This is a genomic window from Cedecea sp. AS113, assembly GCF_037152415.1.
Taxonomy (GTDB): Bacteria; Pseudomonadota; Gammaproteobacteria; order Enterobacterales; family Enterobacteriaceae; genus Cedecea.
On record NZ_JBBCMI010000017.1, the window covers coordinates 52,268 to 74,110 of the forward strand.

Genomic DNA, 21,843 nt, shown 5'->3' on the forward strand with positions numbered 1-21,843 from the left:
AGCATTTCTGGTTTACCGGGCTTAAATTCTGGCAGACTTCACAAAATTGTAAGCAACAGTCTGTATATACATTGCCCTTTGTGGCGTACATCTAAAAAGGACATTTAAACATGATTAAGTTTAGCGCAACGCTTCTGGCGACGCTGATAGCCGCCAGCGTCAATGCGGCCACCGTTGACCTGCGGATCATGGAAACGACCGATCTGCACAGCAACATGATGGACTTCGATTACTACAAAGATACGCCGACAGAGAAGTTCGGTCTGGTACGCACAGCAAGTTTGATCAATGCCGCGCGCGGTGAAGTCACTAACAGCGTGCTGGTGGATAACGGCGATATTATTCAGGGCAGCCCGCTCGGTGATTACGCGGCCGCAAAAGGGCTTAAAGCCGGGGAAATTCATCCGGTTTATAAAGCGCTGAATACGCTCGACTATACGGTCGGCAACCTGGGCAACCACGAATTCAACTACGGCCTCGACTTCCTGCACAAAGCCCTCGCTGGCGCGAAATTCCCGTATGTGAACGCCAATATCATCGACGTGAAAACCCAGAAGCCAATGTTCTCGCCGTACCTGATTAAAGAAACAGAAGTCAAAGACAAAGACGGTAAAACCCAGACGCTGCGCATCGGCTACATCGGCTTCGTGCCGCCGCAAATCATGACCTGGGATAAAGCCAACCTGAGCGGCAAAGTGACGGTGAACGACATTACCGAAACCGCCAAAAAATACGTGCCGGAAATGCGCCAACAGGGCGCTGATGTAGTCGTCGTGATTGCCCACTCGGGGCTGTCCAGCGAGCCTTATCAGGCGATGGCAGAAAACTCCGTTTATTACCTCAGCCAGGTACCAGGCGTGGACGCCATTATGTTCGGCCATGCCCATGCCGTATTCCCTGGAAAAGACTTTGCCAATATTAAAGGGGCCGATATCGAAAAAGGCACCCTGAACGGCGTGCCTGCCGTGATGCCTGGCATGTGGGGCGACCACCTCGGCGTGGTGGATCTGGTGCTGAACAACGATTCTGGCAGTTGGAAGGTCACCAGCAGCAAGGCGGAAGCGCGGCCAATTTATGACAGCGTAGCCAAAAAATCGCTGGCGGCAGAAGATCAGAACCTGAAGAAAGTGCTTGAGCACGATCACACTGCAACCCGCGAGTTTGTCAGCAAGCCGGTGGGTAAATCGGCTGACAACATGTACAGCTATCTGGCGCTGGTGCAGGACGATCCCACCGTTCAGGTGGTGAATAACGCGCAGAAGGCCTACGTCGAGAAATACATTCAGGGCGACCCGGATCTTGCGAATCTGCCGGTGCTTTCCGCCGCCGCGCCATTCAAAGTGGGCGGGCGTAAAAACGATCCGGCGAGCTTTGTTGAAGCTGAAAAAGGCCAGCTGACCTTCCGCAACGCCGCCGATCTCTACCTTTACCCGAACACGCTGGTGGTGGTAAAAGCGACCGGGAAAGAAGTTAAAGAGTGGCTGGAGTGTTCCGCCGGGCAGTTCAACCAGATCGACGTGAACAGCACTAAGCCTCAGGAACTGATCAACTGGGACGGCTTCCGTACCTACAACTTCGACGTCATCGACGGCGTGAACTACCAGATAGACGTCAGCCAGCCGGCTCGCTACGACGGTGAATGCCAGATGGTGAACCCGAAGGCCGAGCGCATCAAAGACCTCACCTTCAAGGGTAAACCTATCGACCCGAATGCCGTCTTCCTGGTGGCGACCAATAACTACCGCGCTTACGGCGGCAAGTTTGCCGGAACCGGCGACAGCCACATCGCGTTTGCTTCCCCGGATGAGAACCGCTCGGTGCTGGCTAACTGGATCGGTGCTCAGGGCGAAATTCATCCTGCGGCGGACAACAACTGGCGTCTGGCGCCTATAGCCAGCAAGCAGCCGCTGGACATCCGCTTTGAAACCTCGCCGACCGACAAAGCCGCCGCCTTTATCAAAGAAAAAGGCCAATACCCAATGAAAAAAGTCGCTAACGACGACATTGGTTTTGCTGTCTATCAGCTTGATTTAAGCAAGTAAGTGCCTCAGGCGTCCCGTTTCTCCCGGGACGCCATTACCTGCGGCAAATTCCCCTCGATCCAGTCGGCCAGCGCGGCCACTTTCTCGGCAATTTCGTGGCCCATCGGCGTCAGCGTGTACTCTACGTGCGGCGGTACAACCGGGTAAGATTTGCGATCCACAAAACCGTCCGCCTCCAGCCACTGCAGCGTCTGCGCCAGCATTTTCTCGCTCACGCCGCCCATCTTGCGCCTTAAATCGCTAAAACGATGAGTGCCGTCCTGTAATGCCACTAAAATTAAGACACCCCAGCGGCTGGTCACGTGTTTCAGCACATCCCGCGAGGGGCATTTGTCGCTAAACAGATTGCCGTTGCGCAGCTGCTCGCTCAGCGTCATGGGCGCTTCGATGGTTTCACTCATTTAACACTTACCTTTTTGTACGTACTTACTAAAAGTTAGTTAGAGTGCTAGTGTGGCACAACTTGTTCGAAACATCACTCAGGAGATTGATCATGATTGCGATTACCGGCGCATCCGGCCAGTTGGGCCGCCTTGTTATTGAAGATTTGTTGAAAACCGTGAAAGCCGAAGAGATCGTGGCCGTTGTGCGTAACCCGGCCAAAGTTGACGATTTTGCCAGCCGTGGCGTACAGGTTCGCGAGGCAGATTACGGGGATGTGTCAGCCCTGGCAAAAGCGTTCTCAGGTGTGGAAAAAGTGCTGCTGATCTCCTCCAGCGAGGTTGGCCAGCGCGCCGCTCAGCACAACAATATTATTGCCGCAGCTAAACAGGCAGGCGTGAAACTCATCGCCTATACCAGCCTGCTACATGCCGACAAATCGCCACTGGCCCTCACCGAAGAACACATTGTCACGGAGCAGCAGCTCAAAGCCTCCGGCGTTCCATTCGTGCTGCTGCGTAACGGCTGGTATACCGAAAACTACCTGGCCAGCGTACCGCCTGCGATTCAGCACGGCGTGTTTATCGGCAGCGCCGGGGAAGGCAAAATCGCCTCTGCAACGCGGGCTGATTACGCGGCAGCGGCTGCTAAAGTGATGACGCTGGATAACCAGGCAGGCAAAGTTTATGAGCTGGCGGGAGATCGCGGCTGGACGCTGACCGAACTGGCGGCGGAAGTCAGCCAGCAAAGCGGCAAGCCCGTGGTTTATCAGAACCTGAACGAGGCCGATTTTAAAGCTGCTCTGCAGGGTGCTGGCCTGCCGGAAGGCTTTGCCGCGCTGCTGGCAAACTCCGATGCTGGAGCGGAAAAAGGTGGTCTTTTTGACGACAGCCACCAGCTCAGCAAACTGATCGGTCGCCCAACCACATCGCTTCGCGACAGCGTGAAAAGCGCCCTTTAATTGTTAAAAAGTGGTTAATAACTAGCCCTGTACGCGGACATCTCTATAATAACGGGAGAATCCGCGTGGAGTGAAAGCGTGCAGGGAGTTCCCGAGCAGTTTAGCGATGAGAGAGACAGCGCCCAGTTTCGGCATTTGCCGCAGTTGCCGGGCGTTGAGCTTTATCATGCCCATATTGCGAAGTACGCCTTTGAGCCACACACCCACGAAGCCTTCGGCATCGGGGCCATCACCTGGGGTGCAGAGCGTTTCCGCTACCGGGGCGAGCAACTGGTTGCCCCCACGGACTCGCTGGTGCTCATGAACCCGGATGAGCTGCATACTGGCGAAGCCGCCAGCGAAGACGGCTGGCAGTACCGCATGATTTACCTGGATCCTAACCTGCTGGAGTCGCTGACCGGGGAGAGAAGCTGGTGGTTTAACGCCGCCGTGAATCACGATCCCGCCCGCGCCCGCCAGGTTTCGCAATTTATTGCGGGCCTTTGGCAGGCCGAGGATACGCTCACTCAGCAGGGGCTGTTGCTGAATCTTGTTGAGGCATTTCGCCCCTATGCCCGCCATCTTCTAGGGCTTCACGAGGCGGCGAACCGCTTCGCCCTCGTCCGCGAATACCTTTACGACAACTATATGCACACCATCACCCTTGAAGATTTAGCGGGGCTGGTGTCCCTTAGTCCTTACCATTTCCAAAGGCAGTTCAAAGCCTGTTATCACGTCACCCCGCATCAGATGCTGATGGCGATTCGCCTGTGGCACGCCAAACAATTCCTCACTAACGGCATGCCCGCGGCCCAGGTTGCCGCCGCCAGCGGCCTGACGGACCAGGCGCACCTGACCCGCGCCTTTGCCCAGCGCTATGGCATTACTCCCGGGCGTTACCAAAAGCAGGTCACCCGCTAACAAGACAGCAACCTGGTACAATACGCCACAGCACGATCCCCCTACACTGCCGCTAAATTGTGTTGTTGCAGGAAATAAAGATGTTAAGTGGTGTGCTGTACGCCCTGCTGGCGGGGCTGATGTGGGGATTAATTTTTGTAGGGCCAATTATCGTCCCGGACTATCCGGCTGCCCTGCAGTCGACCGGGCGCTATCTGGCCCTTGGGCTGATTGCGATTCCCATTGCCTGGCTTGGGCGCAAGCGCCTGCGCGAGCTGAGCCGCCAGGACTGGTTTACCGCCCTGAAGCTCTCGAGCGTCGGGAACCTGATTTATTACGTCTGCCTGGCAAGCGCCATTCAGCGTACCGGGGCGCCTATCGCGACGATGATCATCGGCACGCTGCCGGTGGTGATCCCCATTTTTGCTAACCTGCTATACAGCAAAAGAGACGGCAAGCTGCCGTGGCGACGCCTTGCCCCGGCGCTGGTGGTGATTGCCGCCGGGTTAATTATGGTAAATACCGCCGAGCTTCGCGGAGAGCAGGCCGATTTCAGCTGGTGGCGCTACGCCAGCGGTATTCTGTTGGCCTTTGTTTCGGTGGCCTGTTGGGCCTGGTATGCCCTGCGCAATGCCCGCTGGCTTCGGGAAAATCAGGATAAAAACCCAATGATGTGGGCCACGGTTCAGGGGCTTTCCACGCTGCCCTTCTCGCTTATCGGTTATGTCGCCGTGTGCATTTGGATGGGCAGTCATGATTCAGGCTTTACCCTGCCCTTCGGCCCGCGCCCGGAAGTCTTTATCACCCTGATGCTGGCGATTGCCGTTCTCTGTTCGTGGCTGGGTAATCTGTGCTGGAACATCGCCTGCCAGCGCCTGCCGACAGTCATTGTCGGCCCGCTGATCGTCTTTGAGACCTTAGCCGGCCTGGCTTACACCTTTATGATTCGCCAGAGCTGGCCGCCGCTGCTGACGCTCGGCGGGGTGCTGTGCCTGACGATTGGCGTGGTGCTCGCGGTGCGATCCAAACCGGAGAAAGCAACGGTGGTTCAGGTTTCCGAGGCATAAAAAAGCCGGGATTTACCCCGGCCTTAAGAAGAAGGTCCCGGCTAAATATCGCCGGGATTTTTTAGAAGGTTTCCCAGTTCGCATCCGAAACCGGCATCACCTGTTTGGCTTTTAATTGCGGCGTTTTTACGTGAGCTGCTTTTACGAGACTCGGCGCACGACGGCTGATTTTAAACACCGCTACCGCTTCATTAAGGCGCGAAGCCTGCTCTTCAAGCGCAGCCGCTGCGGCCGCGGACTCTTCGACCAGCGAGGCGTTCTGCTGGGTCACGCGGTCCATCTCCGCCACAGCCTGCCCAACCTGGTCGATACCCCGGCTTTGCTCGTCCGACGCGGACGCAATTTCACCCATAATATCGGTAACCCGGGTTACGGCGCTGACGATTTCCGCCATCGTTTTACCGGCTTCATTCACCAGATCTGAGCCTGCGTTAACGCGCTCGCCGGAATCATCGATCAGCGCTTTAATCTCTTTTGCCGCCTGGGCACTGCGCTGGGCAAGCGTCCGCACTTCACCCGCGACCACGGCGAACCCACGCCCCTGCTCACCCGCTCTGGCCGCTTCTACCGCAGCGTTAAGCGCCAGGATGTTAGTCTGGAAAGCAATACCGTCAATCACGCTGGTGATTTGGGCGATTTTGCTTGAGCTGGTGGCAATTTCATCCATCGTCCGCACCACGCCTTCGACCACATTGCCGCCTTTTTTCGCGGTCGTGGAAGCGTCCAGCGCAAGACGAGAAGCCTGCCGTGCGTTGTCGGCGTTTTGCTTCACCGTCGCCGTCAGCTGTTCCATGCTGGCCGCCGTTTCTTCCAGCGAAGCCGCCTGCTGTTCGGTACGGGAAGAGAGATCGTTGCTGCCGGCAGAGATTTCACCGGCGCCGGTATAAATGGTGTCGGCCCCGTCGCGCACTACGCTGACGGTATTTGCCAGGGCGGTTTGCATCTCTTTCACGCTATTAGCCAGCAGGGCCATTTCGTTTTTGCCTTCGGCCTCAATAGGCCTGGTCAGGTCACCTGCGGCAATGGCACGAATATGATCCATCACTTCACGCAGCGGCATCAGCAGGACGCGACGCATCGCGACCCAGCTCACCACAATCACGCCGATGACGCCAAGCATGACGACGCTGAGGATCCACAGAATCCGCTGGTAGTCGGCCTGATTATCGCGCACGCCCTGGCTGGACAGCTCGGCCTGCTCATCGCGCCATTCGCGGTAGACCTTCTGCATCGCCACCTGCTTTTGTTCCGCATTCTGCTTGAACATTTGCTCGAGGTTGCCCTCGGCCAGGAAGGTGTTCATTTTGGCAAGCGTTGAAGCGTAGTTATGGTATTGCGCTTCCAGCTCATCGCTCAGGTGTGGACGTAAACCTGGGGTATCGGGTAACGCCTGATACTTTTCGAAATGGCTTTGCGCTTCCGCCAGCAGTGAATTAGCCGTGGCGACTAACTCCTGGAGCTGCCCGCCGTTGATCTGATTCGCCATGCTGCCCTGAATACGCAGCATGCCGCGGTTCAGCGTGACACGGGCCTGGTTGAGGCCGATCCAGGCATCGGTAAATTCAGCCACGTTCTGGCTGGAGAGTTGGGAGACGGTGAAGTTGTTCTTATCGTTATTGAGGGCATTGATGAAAACCGTGGCTGAGAGCAGCTGCATGAGCCCCAGCACAATTAACACGGTAACCAGTAAGGTGATAACTTTCATTCTTTTAAACATGTATAGCCTTTTATTATGCAGATATTGTCCGACGTCTAACTATCGGCAGTACCTCCTGGTTATTTATGCTTCGTCCATCAACAAACCACCATTTTTGGGGATTTTTTGTAATCATTCAGTATGTTAAGCAGAAAACATTTTTTGTGATCCACATCTCGCTATGATCGCTGCCCCGAAAGGGTTATAGTGCCCACATAAAGATGCATTTAAAATGCATCTTATATTTCATGATGAGGAATCAAGCTATGGCCTACCGCGATCAACCTTTAGGTGAACTGGCGCTGACTATTCCACGCGCTTCCGCGCTGTTTCGTAAACTGGATTTGGATTTTTGCTGCGGCGGGAAACAGACGCTGCTGCGCGCGGCAACGCGTAAGGAATTGGATCTGGACGCTATCGAAGCTCAGCTGACCGCATTATCCGAAGAGCCGGTAGAAAAAGACTGGCGCGCTGCGCCGCTGGCAGAAATCATCGACCACATTATTGTGCGCTTCCACGACCGCCACCGTGAGCAGTTGCCGGAGCTGATTCTGCAGGCAACCAAAGTCGAGCGTGTCCATGCCGATAAGCCCAACGTGCCGAAAGGGCTGGCGAAATACCTCACCATGCTGCATCAGGAACTGAGCAGCCACATGATGAAAGAGGAACAAATCCTGTTCCCGATGATTAAACAGGGCATGGGCACTCAGGCCGGCGGCCCGATTAGCGTGATGGAAAGCGAGCATGATGATGCGGGCGAACTGCTGGAGGTGATTAAGCACACCACCAATAACGTCACGCCTCCGCCGGAAGCTTGCACGACGTGGAAAGCGATGTATAACGGGATTAATGAACTGATTGAAGACCTGATGAACCACATCAGTCTGGAGAATAACGTTCTGTTTCCACGCGCGTTGAGCGGGGAAAAATAAGTAGTTCGCCTTACAAAAAAACCTCTCCAGAAAAGGAGAGGTTTTTTAACATTTATACTGCGCGCTTACTTACCGATATTTGCCAGACGTTTCTTACCGATGAACAGCCAACCAGCCCCCAGCACAATGAACCACAGCGGCGTCACGATCAGCGCCTGACGGGTATCATCTTCCAGCGTCAGCAGGACAATCACAAAGACGAAGAACGCCATGCACACCCAGCACATCAGCTTGCCCAGCGGCATCTTATAGATGGACTTCTCGTGCAGATGAGGGCGCTGTTTGCGGTACACCAGATACGAGCAAAGAATGATGGTCCAGACGAACATAAACAGAATCGCGGAAACCGTGGTGATCATAGTAAAAGCCGCAATCACGTTCGGGTTCACGTAAAGCATTACCACGCCGCCCAGCAGACAGATACAGGAGAAGGTTAACCCTTTCGCCGGTACCGCACGTTTGGAAAGCTTAGCGAACGCTTTAGGCGCCACGCCGTCCTGCGCCAGGCCGAACAGCATACGGCTGGTGGAGAACACGCCGCTGTTCGCGGAGGAAGCCGCAGAAGTCAGTACCACAAAGTTGATGATACTTGCCGCAGCCGGCAGGCCGACCAGCATGAAGAGCTCAACGAACGGGCTCTTGTTCGGCACCACGGAGCTCCACGGCGTCACCGACATGATGATGATCAGCGAGAAGACGTAGAACATAATGATACGCACCGGGATCGAGTTAATCGCCCGCGGCAGTGATTTTTCAGGATCTTTGGTTTCCGCGGCCGTGGTGCCCACCAGCTCAATGCCCACGAAGGCAAAGACCGCTATCTGGAACCCGGCAAAGAAGCCGCTGATGCCTTTCGGGAACCAGCCGCCGTCGTTCCAGAGGTTGTTGAAGGAGGCCTCAACGCCGGACGGGGAATGGAAGCTAGTCAACACCATCACCAGGCCGATGACGATCAGCGCCACAATAGCGACGATTTTGATCATCGCGAACCAGAACTCCATCTCACCGAACATTTTCACGGTGGCCAGGTTCAGGCTCAGCAGCACCAGCACAACGGCCAGCGAGGCGACCCAGTCGGAAAGCCCGGGGAACCAGAACTGGGCGTAGGCGGTTATCGCCACGACGTCCGCCATACCGGTCACCACCCAGCAGAACCAATACGTCCAACCGGTGAAATATCCCGCCCACGGCCCCAGCAAATCTGCGGCAAAATCGCTGAACGATTTATATTCCAGATTCGATAGCAGCAGCTCGCCCATTGCACGCATCACGAAGAACAGCATAAAGCCGATGATCATGTAGACGAAGATGATGGACGGCCCCGCAAGGCTGATGGTTTTCCCTGACCCCATGAACAAGCCGGTGCCGATGGCACCCCCAATGGCAATAAGCTGAATATGGCGGTTTGTTAAATTACGCCGCAGCGACTGCTCGGTCGGCGCCTGAGCGTCGTCCGCGACTTTGACCTGATCTACCATGTTTGTATTTTCCTGTACCTGTCTGTTTTTTCAGGCTCTACTGGCCCGTGAACTGTTTTTACGTGATGTTGTTTTGTGTGATACGAGGTAAGAATCGGTGGGATAAATAATAAGCACAAGGGCAATGTTAATTTTTTGTTTAATTTGAGTGTGAAATCGCATTCACTGCGCGATATGGCTCACAAAAATACCCGTAAAACAGGTTAATGCAAGATAATATCACGCTAATTTATTATTAGTCGATTAAAAACCCCGCGCCTGGCGGGGTTCTGAGCGCTTTACAGAATTTCCAGCAGCTCGACTTCAAACACCAGGGTGCTGAATGGTGGGATAGACGCACCGGCACCGCGCTCGCCGTAGGCGAGGTTGTGTGGAATGGTCAGTTCCCATTTGGAGCCAACCGGCATCAGGGTCAGCGCTTCGATCCAGCCAGCAATAACGCCGCTTACCGGGAACTCTGCCGGTTCGCCACGCTGTACGGAGCTATCGAAAACGGTGCCGTCGATCAGCTTACCGGTGTAATGCACGCGAACGTGATCTTTCCGGGCAGGAATTGGGCCAGTACCCTGAGTGATAACGCGGAACTGCAGGCCAGATTCGGTGCTGCTCACGCCTTCTTTCTCTGCGTTCTCAGCCAGGTATTTCTGGCCTTCTACCGCCAGCTCTTTCTGACGTTCGCGACGCACTTCGTCCGCACGTTCGTGAACTTCACGCAGAGCGCGGTGTACAACGTCAACAGGCACGGCAGGGGCATTCCCTTCCAGCGCGTCACGGAGGCCAGCGACCAGCGCTTCTGGCAGTAAACCTTGCAGGCCGGACTCGCTCAGCTGCTGGCCTACCTGCAGACCAATACCGTAACTTGCTTGTGCTTCGACGCTGTCAAAAGAAGGGGTTGTCATGGATTTTCCTTTCATGATGTTTAAAAGCAAGCCCGAAGCATAACAGCGTCAATCCGCAGGGTAAATGACATTGGAGGAAAGGTGACAAATGCAAACGAAACGGGAACAATAGCTTAAGCGGGCGCAAAACTGCGGTTCACCGTCACGGAAACCGGGATTGCCACAGGCATCAAACAGTTAGCGTTTACACTCTAAATAATTCGAGTTGCAGCCAATACCGGCAGCTTGAAGCAGGACGAGTCTATACTGGAAAGTATTCTTTTGAGGAGGGTTGCCCATGCAATTCGCTGTTAAACCATGGCTTACGCGGATTTGGCATGCACCTGAGCATATCCGCTTGTTGGATCCGTTACCTCCCCTGCACCGCCGAGGCATTATCCTTGGCTTCGCGTGCGTCATTCTCGGCTTTCTCCTGCCAGGGGCAGATAACGATAGTCGCCCGGTCTCACGCGATGCACAGCTCTCCGTACAATCTCAGTCACCGATGCAGGCTGAACTGACGCCTTCAACCAATAGCAATGTTCCTGCGACGCCGGTTGAGCCTCCACGCGTGGAGGAGCAACCCCAGGCTCCTGTTCCCCATGACAACAATGATATTGAGCAGCAGTGGCGCTCCTATCGCGTAGCGGCCGGCCAGACGATGGCCCAGCTGTTCCGCGATCATAATTTACCGCCAGCGGACGTTTACGCGATGGCGCAGGTAGAAGGTGACAGCAAGCCGCTGAGCAACCTACAGACCGGGCAAATGGTGCAGATCAGGCAGAATGCCAACGGGGTGGTGACGGGCTTAACCATCGATATCGGCAACGATCAGCAGGTGCTGTTTACCCGCCAGCCGAACGGCAGCTTTATTCGCGCGCAGTAAACGCGTCCGGCCTCAGAAAAGCAAAACGCCAGCACGAGGCTGGCGTTTTTACGAGCAGTGAATAAAAACTTATTCAGCTACAACGTTTACAGTCAGTTTAGCGAATACTTCGCTGTGAACCTGGAAGTCCACTTCGTGCTCACCGGTGGTGCGCAGAACGCCGTTCGGCAGGCGAACTTCGCTCTTAGCAACAGCAACGCCAGCTGCAGTTACAGCGTCAGCGATGTCGCGAGTACCGATGGAACCGAACAGTTTACCTTCGTCGCCAGCTTTGGACGCGATGGTTACGGTTTCCAGTGCGTTGATTTTCTCAGCGCGAGCTGCAGCAGCAGCCAGAACGTCAGCCAGTTTAGCTTCCAGTTCTGCACGGCGTGCTTCGAAGAACTCAACGTTTTTCTTGGTAGCAGGAACAGCTTTACCCTGTGGTACCAGGAAGTTACGAGCATAGCCCGCTTTAACGTTAACCTGATCACCCAGGCTACCCAGGTTTGCTACTTTATCAAGCAGAATAACTTGCATTACCTTATCCTCTCAAAGTCGTATTAATGGACCGTGACCGATTACTGATGACGATCAGTGTACGGCAGCAGAGACAGGTAGCGAGCGCGTTTGATAGCGCGAGCCAGCTGACGCTGGTATTTTGCACGGGTACCGGTGATACGGCTTGGGACAATCTTACCGCTTTCGGTGATGTAGTTTTTCAGCGTAGCGATATCTTTATAGTCGATCTCTTGAACGCCTTCCGCGGTGAAACGGCAGAACTTGCGACGACGGAAATAACGTGCCATATGGCTAGTCTCCAGAATCTATCAATTCAATCTGCTCGGCATGCAAGACCACTTTGTTCAGGCCATTTTTCATCTGATGACAAGTAATGAACCCATGAACCGTGATTTGCGTACCGACCGTTATACTGTGAGTAATGGCTTGGTTCGCGTGCCCGCTAACAATCACTGGCATTCGGCACCATGCCTGCCGGTTAAGACCGGCTTCCTCTTGCACAGAACGGTGCTCAAGCACGAACTGGCAGTGAGGAATTCCTGAGGGGCTGACCTTGCGAAGGGGCGTCTTGCACACTGTGCCAGACAACGCCAGGCGGTTGGCCATCATCAGAATTACTCTTCAGAATCCCCAGCATCTGCATCATCAGCGGTTTCGTTAGCGAAATCATCGCGACGCTCACGGCGCTCGTCTTTCGCTTTAACCATTGGAGATGCTTCGGTAACCGCGTGCTTAACGCGCATAACCATGCTGCGGATAACGGCGTCGTTGAAGCGGAAGTTAGTTTCCAGCTCATCGATCGCTTCCTGCGGAGCTTCAACGTTCAGCAGAACGTAGTGAGCTTTGTGCAGTTTGTTGATCGGGTAAGCCAGCTGACGGCGGCCCCAGTCTTCCAGACGGTGGATCGTACCTGCTGCTGCAGTGATTGCACCAGTGTAACGTTCGATCATGCCCGGAACCTGTTCGCTCTGGTCAGGATGGACCATAAAAACGATTTCGTAATGACGCATCGAATTGCTCCTTACGGATTATTCAGCCTCCTGTCAGGGTCAGCCGCGGCCCATGGAAGCAAGGAACGTGTTTGAATTGCGGCTGAAAAATTGACGCGTAATTATACTTACCCAGGCCGCCAAACTCAAGGCCGCAGGCAAATAAATTCTCTTTATGACAGGGGGAATGGCTAAGCCTGTGAATTTCAAAACAAAGCAGCAGATCGTCAAAATATTTTGAAAGAGACCATCAGAAATGGTCACTTTTTATTCAACCATCAGGAATTACACTTATTGGTAACAGGCCGCCACAGCCATTAACAGGAGCGACGACCACGGATTTCAGGTTTGTTGTAGTGGAGCGCATCATGAAAAATATCGTTATTGCCCTTGCCGCTGTTCTGCTCTTTAGCGCAAATGCGGCCGCAGCTATAAAAATCGACGCCCGCCAGGCCAGAAATATGGACGACGTTCAGAGCCTGGGCGTTATTTACATCAACCACAACTTCGCTACCGTTTCTGAAGCGGAATCGGCCATTCAACAGGATGCTGACCAGCACAACGCGAAGTTTTATCACACGATAATCATGAGAGAACCGGGCAGCAACGGCAATATGCACGTCAGCGCTGACATCTACCGGTAGTTTGAGAGTACGCGTAAACACCAGAGAAGACACCACGACCTAAAAATCCATGTTTGACTTGCCCCCGCTTGCGGGGGCTTTTTTTGGATAACGCCCCAATACCGCTGGTGACAGCGGCTTTAACATCCAACACACGCGTTCACTTTTGCCCGTAATAGGCATTCGGACCATGCTTACGCATGAAATGCTTGTTTATCAGGTAATCATCCATGCGGCCAAGGAGGGGATTAATGCCGCGAGCAATCCACGCCATTCTGGCGACTTCTTCCATAACGACCGCGTTATGCACCGCATCATGAGCATCTTTGCCCCAGGCAAAAGGCCCGTGTTGAAACACCACAATTCCCGGCGTATGCAATGGCTCCATTACGTCCAGCGTTTCAATGATCACCCGCCCGGTGTTCAGCTCGTAATCCTCTTCAACTTCACTGGCGCTTAACGCTCTGGTGCACGGGATGTCGCCAAAGAAGTAGTCCGCATGAGTCGTGCCCAGCGCAGGAATGGCAAGACCGGCCTGCGCCCAGGCCGTAGCATGCGTCGAGTGGGTATGCACCACGCCGCCAAGACGCGGATAGTGGCGATACAACGCCAGATGCGTAGCCGTATCGGAAGAAGGACGGAGCTTACCTTCCACCACATTGCCCTCCAGATCCACCACCACCATATCGTCCACACTCATGATCTCGTAGGCTATGCCGCTGGGTTTAATGACCACCAGCCCACGCTCGCGGTCAATGGCACTCACGTTGCCCCAGGTGAAGGTCACCAGGCCATAGCGCGGTAAATCCATATTAGCGTCAAAAACCTGCTGTTTGAGCTTTTGCATTATGATGCCTCCCCCAGTCCAGCCCGCACCATCCGCGCTCTCACCCAATCGCGCGCGCGCGCCACTTCTGCTGCCGGGTCATCGGCCGTTTCACTCCACATTTCAATCAGGTAGGGGCCACAATAGCCACTCTGTTGGAGAGTCTCAAAACAACCTTCGAAATCAACCACGCCTTCACCAAACGGCACGCTTTTAAACACACCTGGCCTTGCATCCTTCACATGCACTGCGACGATATGCCCCATCCCGGCCTGTAGCTCCATCTGCACATCGTTATCCCACGCGGACAAGTTGCCAATATCAGGATAGAGCTGAAACCACGGATTATTCAGGTAATGGACATAGCCCAATGCCTTACTGACTGAATTCATCAGCGGGTAATCCATGATTTCCATCGCCAGCATCACCTGCGCGCGGCTTGCCATTTCGACGCACTCTTTAAGGCTCTCGCGAAAACGGCGGCGCGTCTCGTCATTGGCCTCCTGATAATAAACGTCGTAACCCGCCAGTTGGATAACTCGAATGCCCACATCCTGTGCCAGTTGAATCGCCTTGCGCATGATCTCCAGACCGTGGTTCCGTACCGCATCGTCTTCGCTACCGAGCGGGAAACGTCGATGAGCACTGAGGCACATAGAAGGAACACGCACACCGGTTTCGGCAATCGCATTGACCAAAGCGAGGCGCTGTTCTTTGCGCCAGTCCAGGCGAGCCAATCGGGCATCGGTTTCATCAACCGACATCTCGACGAAGTCAAAAAGGAGTGTTTTCGCCAGCCGCAGGCGTTCCAGCCAGCACTCCCCGGAGGGAAGTGCTTTTTCATAGATGCCGAGCGGAATATGTTTCGACAGCATAACCGCTCCTTAGCCCCACAACTGGGCAATAGAACGTTTAAACTGCCGTGCCGCTTCCGCAGGTGCAACCGCATCGCGAATGCTGCGACCGGCAATAAAGACGTGAATCGGAATCCCCTGGAAAAGCGGCAAATCTTCCAGCGTCAGGCCGCCGGTTACGGTGACCTTAAAGCCCATATCAGACAGACATTTAATGGCATTGATATCTGCTTCGCCCCACGCCATACCGGCCGCCTGTGCATCACGGCTACGGTGATAAACCACCTGCGCGATGCCCGCATCACGCCACGCCTTCGCCTGCGACCACGTCCAGTAGCCTGTCAGTTCAATCTGTATGTCACCGTCAAACTCTTTCGCCACATCCAGTGCGCCCTTGACGGTGTTAAGATCCGCACAGCAAATAACGGTTACCCAGTCGGCGCTCGCTTCAAAACACATGCGGGAAAGAATTTTACCGGCATCGGCAATTTTGGCATCAGCCAGCACAATTTTTTGCGGATAGAGCGACTTCAGATCGCGAACGGAGCGTACACCTTCAGCCACACAAAGAATGGTACCAACTTCAATGATGTCCACTTCATCGGCAATCAGGCGGGTTGTTTCATATGCGGAAGACATTGATTGATTATCCAGCGCAACCTGCAACATTGGTAATGACATTTGATGCTCCTTTTAAACAGCCGCCGCAGTGGCATTGTCAATTAAATCAAGTACTTCCTGCGTGGTGCGGCAGGCACGTAAACGGTCAAAATTAGCCTCATCTTCAAAGAGATTGACGATCTGCATGATGCCCACTTCCTGATGGGTGCTGGCGTCAATGGCCGCCATGGTGATAAGAATATCGACCGGATCATTATCTTCATGGTTGAACACCAGAGGCGTTTTTAGCGTCACCAGCGCGAAGCCGGTTTTCTTGACCCCCTCTTCCGGGCGGCCATGCGGCATCGCCAGCCCTGGCGCAATCACAAAGTAAGGACCATGCTGCGCAACACCATCAAGAATGGCCTGGTAATAACGCGGCTCAACAATGTCAGCCTTAACCAACAGATCAACACTCAGCTTTACCGCTTCCTGCCAGGTACGGGCCTCAGCCTGTAAAAGGATGGTGTTATTGTCTGCCAGCGAATTACGTAGTTTCATTAGCTGCCCTCCTTCACATCCTGTGGAAAGTGAGCATTGATCACCTCCAGCAGTTTTGGCCCAAAATCAGCAGGCGAGAGCATATTTCGCACCCCAACAACATATTTATTGCCTGTTACGGTGATTTCTCCCGCGATATGCGTGGATGCGATGATGATGTCCGCGCCGTTGAGTTCACTTTTGTATTCCCCCACCGCGCAACTGTTTACCGTATGGTCAATATTTGACTGAGTTAAAAACTGGTCCACTTTCATCTTCATGATCATGGAACTCCCTTGCCCATTGCCACACACGGCCAGGATACGTACGGTCATAATCGAGACTCCTTAGCGAGCAGAAACTTCTGCTGTTTGTTTTTCCGCATCTTCCTCCGCTCGCAAACAACGGCCAGCGAAGAACATATAGGCCAGAGCAATCAGAATGATGACGGCCATAAAGACCAGTCCGACAGAGGCGAAGCCCTGCATCATCGGTGGTGCCAGAATTGACCAGTCGGCCATCCCCATCCAGGCGCTCATGCCGGTGAGTTTTACCGCCCAGACACAGCCAAAGATTTCAATCATCCCCATCACCAGACAAATCTTCAGCGCAGCACGCCAACCGCCAAAGTGATTAGCAAAGACGCCGATGGTGGCGTTCGAGAAGAACATTGGGATAAAGCCCGGAATAATCAGAATGGAAGAACCGAGGCCCACCAGAATACCGACGGCGATCAACTGGCCGATGGTGCCCCACAAAAAGCCCCAAACTACGGCGTTTGGCGCAAAGCTATAGATAGCGGCACAATCAATCGCCAGCACTGCGCCAGGAATCAAACGCTGGGAAATACCGTTGAACGCTTCGGACAGCTCGGCGACGAACATACGCACGCCCTGAGTGATGATGAAAATAGCCACGGCGAACGAGAAACCGGTTTGCAGGATATAGACCGTCCAGTGGGTGCTGCCCGCCATCGCCTGGACAACGTCGATACCAAAGGAGAGCAAAATGGCACCGAAGAAGAGGGTCATCACAATCGCCGTAGAGACGATGTTGTCATGGAAAATATTAAGCCAGCCCGGTAGCTTGAGGTCTTCAACGCTCTCCTCTTTTTTACCAAGATACGGCGCGACTTTATAAGCCACCCAGGAGGCAAACTGCTGTTGATGGCCAATAGAGAAACCGCAGCCGTCAGTCACTTCCTGCGTCGGCTTAAACATCATATTGGCGGTAATGCCCCAGTAGAGCGACACCAGCACTGCAGTACAGATAATCGTCGTCAACATTGGGTAGCCGAAGATATAGAAAGCAACGGCAATCAACCCCGCCTGCTGGAACATGATGTGGCCGGTCAACATGATGGTGCGAATGCCTGTGATCCTGCGAAGCAGAACGTAAATGATGTTCAGCGCCAGCGCGAGTAGTACGGCATATCCCACCCAACTGTAGGCATCACCCATACGCTCAATAGTTGCCATCATTGACGCATAGGTGTCAGAGATCGCGCCATTGATACCATACACTTCCGACATTTTTGCCACCACGGGCTTAAAAGTGCTCGTCAGAATGCCGGAACCCGCCTGCAGCAACATGAAACCAATAATGGTTTTGATGGTGCCTTTAATGATGACGCTGACGCTTTTGCGTAGAAGGATGTAGCCCAGACACGTCACGATACCCAGCAACAGCGGGGCGTTAGTCATGACCTGATTAAAGAACACGGTAAAGACGTTGTAGAGGATCTCCATAACTCTCTCCAGAAATAAGAACGCGAGGGGCAATCCCTTCGTGGTGGGTGCCATCACTCTAGCAATCACAAATGATCACAAAAAGATCAAATTTGATTATTTGTGATGCATCACGCAAATTATTTCCATAGGATGAGAATGGATTATCACCGCCGTTCAAATCAAAGAAAATAAATCATTAAATTCAATGAAATAACCACAGATCGTCGATATCAAACCAACATAAAGATAGATTTACGCTGCCGTTTTCAAGTCGAAATACCGCTATCAGGCTATTGCAAGTTGAATCAAATAGTGCCACTTTAAATCAAACGAAATCAAAATATGATTTATTTTGAATTAAAAAGGAGTGAAAACGATGAATAAAGTGAACACGGTCACCCGTGAATCATGGGTTCTGAGTACCTTTCCGGAATGGGGGAGCTGGCTGAATGAAGAAATTGAACAAGAGCAGGTTGCGCCGGGCACCTTTGCCATGTGGTGGCTGGGCTGTACAGGCATCTGGCTGAAATCAGAAGGCGGGGCCAATATTTGCACCGATTTCTGGTGCGGAACAGGTAAGCAAAGTCACGGCAACCCGCTGATGAAAACAGGCCATCAAATGCAACGCATGGCGGGCGTGAAGAAACTCCAACCCAACCTACGTACTACACCGTTTGTTCTGGATCCATTCGCCATTCGCCAGATAGATGCCGTACTGTCCACGCACGATCATAATGATCACATTGATGTGAACGTTGCCGCCGCAGTCATGCAGAACTGTGCTGATGACGTACCGTTCATTGGCCCACAAACCTGCGTTAATCTGTGGATTGGCTGGGGTGTACCGAAAGAACGCTGCATCGTGGTAAAACCCGGCGACGTTATAAAAATAAAAGATATTGAAATCCATGCGCTCGATGCGTTTGACCGTACCGCGCTGATCACGTTACCGGTCGATCAAAAAGCTGCGGGGGTGCTGCCGGACGGGATGGACCAGCGCGCAGTGAACTACTTATTCAAAACGCCGGGTGGCACGCTGTACCACAGCGGTGATTCTCACTACTCTAACTACTACGCAAAACACGGTAACGAGCACCAAATCGATGTGGCTCTGGGCTCCTATGGCGAGAACCCACGCGGTATTACCGACAAAATGACCAGCGCGGATATCCTGCGTATGGCCGAATCACTGAACGCCAAAGTGGTCATCCCGTTCCATCACGATATCTGGTCAAATTTCCAGGCCGACCCACAGGAAATCCGCATGCTGTGGGAAATGAAGAAAGATCGGCTGAAATATCACTTTAAGCCCTTTATCTGGCAGGTTGGGGGGAAATTCACCTGGCCGTTGGACAAAGACAACTACGAATACCACTATCCACGTGGGTTCGATGACTGCTTCACCCTGGAACCCGATCTGCCCTTTAAGTCCTTCCTGTAAGATGTCTCCGGCGAGCGGTCAATACAAGCCGCTCGTCGGAATTTCTTTCCGTCCACATTAGTATTTTCATCTGATTTTAAATATTATCTTTGCTTATCACTTTTAATCGGATTTGCTCATGACGGAAGCGCAAAGACATCAAATTTTACTGGATTTGCTTGCACAAACGGGGTTTGTCACCGTGGAGCAAGTGATATCCCGGCTGAAAATCTCTCCCGCAACGGCTCGGCGTGATATCAATAAACTCGACGAGAGCGGCAAACTGAAAAAAGTCCGCAACGGTGCGGAAGCCGTTAGTGAGCAGCGTCCGCGCTGGTCGCCGATGAACATTCATCAGGCTCAAAACCATGATGAAAAAGTACGGATTGCCCGCGCGGCTTCTCAGTTGGTCAGCCCAGGTGAAAGCATTGTTATCAACTGCGGCTCCACAGCCTTTCTGCTCGGCCAACAGATTTGTAGTAAACCGGTACAAATCATTACCAACTACTTACCGCTGGCAAATTATCTTATCGAACAGGAGCATGACAGCGTGGTTATCATGGGGGGGCAGTACAATAAAAGCCACTCTATCACCCTCGGGCCACAGGAGAATGAAACGTCGCTGTATGCCGGACACTGGATGTTTACCAGTGGCAAGGGACTGACCGCCGAAGGTTTGTATAAAACCGATATGCTAACCGCAATGGCAGAGCAGAAGATGCTGGGAGTGGTGGGCAAACTGGTGGTGTTGGTTGACAGCAGCAAAGTCGGGCAACGGGCTGGAATGCTGTTCAGCCGCACAGATCAAATAGATCTGGTCATTACCGGCAAGCAGGCCGATCCTGAAGTCGTGCTAAAACTTCAGGAACGTGGCATCAAAGTCATCCTGGTTTAGTGCTTACAGGTACCGGACAAAAAACTGGCTTGTGGCGTCTAACGCTTCGGGCGTAATGCGATGTTTGACGCCCGCTTCCCATACGCAAGTCAGGTTTTTATCCAGCTTGTTCGCCCCCAGCGCCTGCTGCAACCTGAACGTTTCGACGGCGGGCACAACATCATCTTCTTCACCGTGCCAGAGCAGTAACGGCCTGTTGCTTAGCGCTTCAAGCTGCTCGCCAACATCGTAATCCTTCAGGCTGACGATAATCTTGTCACGTACCTCCACCGAAGGTGGAAACAGCGTCTGGGCGAGCGTCGTAAAATAGCCAGATCCCATCAGGCAGGCAACGCAGCGGACTTCAGGCTGCCGCGCCATAATCCCCAGCGCCGTCATGCCCCCCATAGAAGCCCCTCCCACGGCAAGTCTCCCCTCAGCAACACCGCCGGAGTTGATTAATGCCTGATAGAGAGCCGGGAATTCATCAATACTGTTTTTTAAAATCGGCCAGAACTTCTGCAGGCGAGCGTGAGCGTCACCGCTGTATCGAGCGCCATGATCGAGCGCATCAGGCATGACAACACGAAATCCCCGCTGCGCCAGCGCCACAGCGAAATAGCTATAGACCAGTTTTGAAGAGGTAAACCCGTGATAGAAAATAACCGTCGGCAGCGGGGACTGCTTCATTCTGGCAGGGACCGCGTGCAGCACTTCAACATCGGCAAACCGCTCATTATAAATTTCGATCATCTTCTCTTCTCCTCCGGCGAAATATCAGGGAAAGTAACGCAGATTAGGGATTATTGTAACGATGAGATCTAGCTAGCGATTTTCATTCGAAAGTCAGCCAAAAGCGCGCCTGAGATAACAAATCGGGAACATTCCCCCTTTGCACGGCCAAACCCGGAACTACACTATGATCGTCAAGAAACGAGAAACCATCATGCCACGGCTATCCGTACTATTTTTGGCAGCCTTACTCAGCGCCTGCAGCGTGCTTCAGGGTACACCGCAACCAGCACGGTCGCCGACGAATTATCCGCAGGAAGTACAGCGCACTCAGACTGCGGAATTAACAAAAATAGGCACCGTGACCGCCGTGGTACGTGGCTCTCCGATGGACTCAGAAGCCATTATTAAGAAGAAAGCCGCAGCAGCAAAAGCCGATTATTATCTCATCATTATGAATGATGAGACGGTTATCCCAGGCCAGTGGTATTCACAGGCTATTTTGTATCGAAAATAGCCGAGGCCGATAGCCGTTATTTATTGATATTTACACAGCTTTTCGCCGCTTGATCGTTTCTTATGCACAATGGACCTCGCCCTCAGGAAGCGGGGTCAGCTTTGAGTAAGCGAAGGATTGCCCTGTCACTTCGGGGTAAAATGATAAGGAACTGACAATGAAACGATCCCTTGCCTTAACGACACTGCTGTTATCTGTTGGCCTCATTCCGACTCTGGCGCAGTCCGCCGAGTTTGCCAGCGCGGACTGCGTAACGGGCCTCAATGAAATCGGATTAATTTCGGTCAATAACATTGCCGGCAGCCCTCAGGACGTCGAACGTATGATCGCGCTGAAAGCTGACGAGCAAGGCGCTTCCTGGTACCGCATTATTCAGATGCAGGAAAACTCTCTGGCCGATAGCTGGCGAGCGCAGGCCATTCTCTACGCGTAAAGGC

At 53.4% G+C, this 21,843-nt stretch carries 26 protein-coding genes; 11 read left to right on the top strand and 15 right to left on the bottom strand.

What is annotated here, in order from left to right; translation table 11 throughout:
- Positions 1–110: 110 nt before the first annotated feature.
- Complete coding sequence (locus WFN87_RS18195) at positions 111–2,042, top strand: bifunctional 2',3'-cyclic-nucleotide 2'-phosphodiesterase/3'-nucleotidase (RefSeq protein WP_336983510.1); 1,932 nt, start codon at positions 111–113, stop codon at positions 2,040–2,042.
- A gap of 5 nt (positions 2,043–2,047) precedes the next feature.
- On the opposite strand, the gene WFN87_RS18200 is transcribed toward WFN87_RS18195, so the two are convergent.
- Entirely contained in the window at positions 2,048–2,443 is a 396-nt protein-coding gene (locus WFN87_RS18200) for a winged helix-turn-helix transcriptional regulator (protein WP_336983511.1), read from the bottom strand.
- Positions 2,444–2,535: 92 nt separating this feature from the next.
- Between WFN87_RS18200 and WFN87_RS18205 the strand changes: the two genes are divergently transcribed.
- The 3 genes from WFN87_RS18205 (at position 2,536) to WFN87_RS18215 (ending at position 5,330) form a co-directional block, all read left to right on the top strand.
- Positions 2,536–3,384: an SDR family oxidoreductase gene (locus tag WFN87_RS18205; protein WP_336983512.1), complete on the top strand. Its 849-nt coding sequence runs from the start codon at positions 2,536–2,538 to the stop codon at positions 3,382–3,384.
- Between the two features lie 78 nt (positions 3,385–3,462).
- Positions 3,463–4,284, top strand: a complete 822-nt coding sequence (locus tag WFN87_RS18210; RefSeq protein ID WP_336983513.1) for an AraC family transcriptional regulator — start codon at positions 3,463–3,465, stop codon at positions 4,282–4,284.
- An 80-nt stretch (positions 4,285–4,364) separates the two neighbouring features.
- Positions 4,365–5,330 carry a DMT family transporter gene (locus tag WFN87_RS18215; protein WP_336983514.1) on the top strand — a complete coding sequence of 322 codons (966 nt, stop codon included), beginning with the start codon at positions 4,365–4,367 and terminating at the stop codon, positions 5,328–5,330.
- 61 nt (positions 5,331–5,391) lie between these two features.
- Here WFN87_RS18215 and WFN87_RS18220 read toward each other — a convergent pair whose 3' ends face one another.
- On the bottom strand, positions 5,392–7,047 hold the full coding sequence (locus WFN87_RS18220; RefSeq protein WP_336983515.1) for a methyl-accepting chemotaxis protein: 1,656 nt from the start codon (positions 7,045–7,047) through the stop codon (positions 5,392–5,394).
- Positions 7,048–7,292: 245 nt separating this feature from the next.
- Here WFN87_RS18220 and ytfE point away from each other — a divergent pair, with 245 nt between their 5' ends.
- Positions 7,293–7,958 (top strand): iron-sulfur cluster repair protein YtfE, encoded by a 666-nt coding sequence (ytfE, locus tag WFN87_RS18225; protein ID WP_008460417.1) that lies wholly within the window; start codon positions 7,293–7,295, stop codon positions 7,956–7,958.
- A 65-nt stretch (positions 7,959–8,023) separates the two neighbouring features.
- On the opposite strand, the gene cycA is transcribed toward ytfE, so the two are convergent.
- Together cycA and fklB are read right to left on the bottom strand one after the other, a co-directional pair.
- Positions 8,024–9,436, bottom strand: a complete 1,413-nt coding sequence (cycA, locus tag WFN87_RS18230; protein WP_039289735.1) for a D-serine/D-alanine/glycine transporter — start codon at positions 9,434–9,436, stop codon at positions 8,024–8,026.
- Between the two features lie 278 nt (positions 9,437–9,714).
- Positions 9,715–10,335: an FKBP-type peptidyl-prolyl cis-trans isomerase gene (fklB, locus tag WFN87_RS18235; protein WP_008460415.1), complete on the bottom strand. Its 621-nt coding sequence runs from the start codon at positions 10,333–10,335 to the stop codon at positions 9,715–9,717.
- Positions 10,336–10,606: 271 nt separating this feature from the next.
- Between fklB and WFN87_RS18240 the strand changes: the two genes are divergently transcribed.
- Positions 10,607–11,200 (top strand): OapA family protein, encoded by a 594-nt coding sequence (locus WFN87_RS18240; protein WP_166993332.1) that lies wholly within the window; start codon positions 10,607–10,609, stop codon positions 11,198–11,200.
- 69 nt (positions 11,201–11,269) lie between these two features.
- On the opposite strand, the gene rplI is transcribed toward WFN87_RS18240, so the two are convergent.
- The 4 genes from rplI to rpsF are packed head-to-tail and all read right to left on the bottom strand — an operon-like array spanning position 11,270 to position 12,711.
- A complete protein-coding gene (gene rplI / locus WFN87_RS18245) occupies positions 11,270–11,719 on the bottom strand; it encodes a 50S ribosomal protein L9 (protein ID WP_008460412.1) in 450 nt (149 codons plus the stop codon).
- A gap of 41 nt (positions 11,720–11,760) precedes the next feature.
- Entirely contained in the window at positions 11,761–11,988 is a 228-nt protein-coding gene (gene rpsR, locus WFN87_RS18250) for a 30S ribosomal protein S18 (protein WP_000135199.1), read from the bottom strand.
- Between the two features lie 4 nt (positions 11,989–11,992).
- Entirely contained in the window at positions 11,993–12,307 is a 315-nt protein-coding gene (gene priB / locus WFN87_RS18255) for a primosomal replication protein N (protein ID WP_008460409.1), read from the bottom strand.
- Between the two features lie 8 nt (positions 12,308–12,315).
- Positions 12,316–12,711, bottom strand: a complete 396-nt coding sequence (rpsF, locus tag WFN87_RS18260) for a 30S ribosomal protein S6 (protein WP_008460407.1) — start codon at positions 12,709–12,711, stop codon at positions 12,316–12,318.
- A gap of 347 nt (positions 12,712–13,058) precedes the next feature.
- Between rpsF and yjfY the strand changes: the two genes are divergently transcribed.
- Complete coding sequence (yjfY, locus tag WFN87_RS18265) at positions 13,059–13,334, top strand: DUF1471 family protein YjfY (protein WP_008460405.1); 276 nt, start codon at positions 13,059–13,061, stop codon at positions 13,332–13,334.
- 139 nt (positions 13,335–13,473) lie between these two features.
- Here yjfY and WFN87_RS18270 read toward each other — a convergent pair whose 3' ends face one another.
- Genes WFN87_RS18270 through ulaA form a run of 6 tightly spaced genes read right to left on the bottom strand, consistent with a single transcriptional unit; the run spans position 13,474 to position 17,881 of the window.
- On the bottom strand, positions 13,474–14,160 hold the full coding sequence (locus WFN87_RS18270; protein ID WP_008460404.1) for an L-ribulose-5-phosphate 4-epimerase: 687 nt from the start codon (positions 14,158–14,160) through the stop codon (positions 13,474–13,476).
- Positions 14,160–15,014, bottom strand: a complete 855-nt coding sequence (locus tag WFN87_RS18275; protein WP_336983516.1) for an L-ribulose-5-phosphate 3-epimerase — start codon at positions 15,012–15,014, stop codon at positions 14,160–14,162. The genes WFN87_RS18270 and WFN87_RS18275 overlap by 1 nt, the downstream gene beginning before the upstream one ends.
- A gap of 9 nt (positions 15,015–15,023) precedes the next feature.
- Positions 15,024–15,674: a 3-keto-L-gulonate-6-phosphate decarboxylase UlaD gene (locus WFN87_RS18280; protein WP_336983517.1), complete on the bottom strand. Its 651-nt coding sequence runs from the start codon at positions 15,672–15,674 to the stop codon at positions 15,024–15,026.
- Between the two features lie 12 nt (positions 15,675–15,686).
- Positions 15,687–16,154: a PTS ascorbate transporter subunit IIA gene (ulaC, locus tag WFN87_RS18285; protein ID WP_008460401.1), complete on the bottom strand. Its 468-nt coding sequence runs from the start codon at positions 16,152–16,154 to the stop codon at positions 15,687–15,689.
- Positions 16,154–16,468 (bottom strand): PTS ascorbate transporter subunit IIB, encoded by a 315-nt coding sequence (gene ulaB, locus WFN87_RS18290; protein WP_008460400.1) that lies wholly within the window; start codon positions 16,466–16,468, stop codon positions 16,154–16,156. The genes ulaC and ulaB overlap by 1 nt, the downstream gene beginning before the upstream one ends.
- Before the next feature lie 12 nt (positions 16,469–16,480).
- The gene (ulaA, locus tag WFN87_RS18295; RefSeq protein ID WP_008460399.1) at positions 16,481–17,881 is read right to left on the bottom strand and encodes a PTS ascorbate transporter subunit IIC; all 1,401 of its coding nucleotides are present in this window, start codon (positions 17,879–17,881) and stop codon (positions 16,481–16,483) included.
- A 358-nt stretch (positions 17,882–18,239) separates the two neighbouring features.
- Between ulaA and ulaG the strand changes: the two genes are divergently transcribed.
- On the top strand, positions 18,240–19,304 hold the full coding sequence (gene ulaG, locus WFN87_RS18300; RefSeq protein ID WP_336983518.1) for an L-ascorbate 6-phosphate lactonase: 1,065 nt from the start codon (positions 18,240–18,242) through the stop codon (positions 19,302–19,304).
- 118 nt (positions 19,305–19,422) lie between these two features.
- Positions 19,423–20,178 (top strand): HTH-type transcriptional regulator UlaR, encoded by a 756-nt coding sequence (gene ulaR / locus WFN87_RS18305; protein ID WP_008460394.1) that lies wholly within the window; start codon positions 19,423–19,425, stop codon positions 20,176–20,178.
- 3 nt (positions 20,179–20,181) lie between these two features.
- On the opposite strand, the gene yjfP is transcribed toward ulaR, so the two are convergent.
- Positions 20,182–20,910 (bottom strand): esterase, encoded by a 729-nt coding sequence (gene yjfP, locus WFN87_RS18310; protein ID WP_008460391.1) that lies wholly within the window; start codon positions 20,908–20,910, stop codon positions 20,182–20,184.
- 166 nt (positions 20,911–21,076) lie between these two features.
- Between yjfP and bsmA the strand changes: the two genes are divergently transcribed.
- Both bsmA and yjfN read left to right on the top strand, forming a co-directional pair.
- Positions 21,077–21,406, top strand: coding sequence for a biofilm peroxide resistance protein BsmA (gene bsmA / locus WFN87_RS18315; protein WP_336983519.1), 330 nt, complete (start codon positions 21,077–21,079; stop codon positions 21,404–21,406).
- A gap of 157 nt (positions 21,407–21,563) precedes the next feature.
- Positions 21,564–21,839 (top strand): DUF1471 family protease activator YjfN, encoded by a 276-nt coding sequence (gene yjfN, locus WFN87_RS18320; RefSeq protein WP_008460389.1) that lies wholly within the window; start codon positions 21,564–21,566, stop codon positions 21,837–21,839.
- The last annotated feature ends 4 nt before the right edge of the window (positions 21,840–21,843 follow it).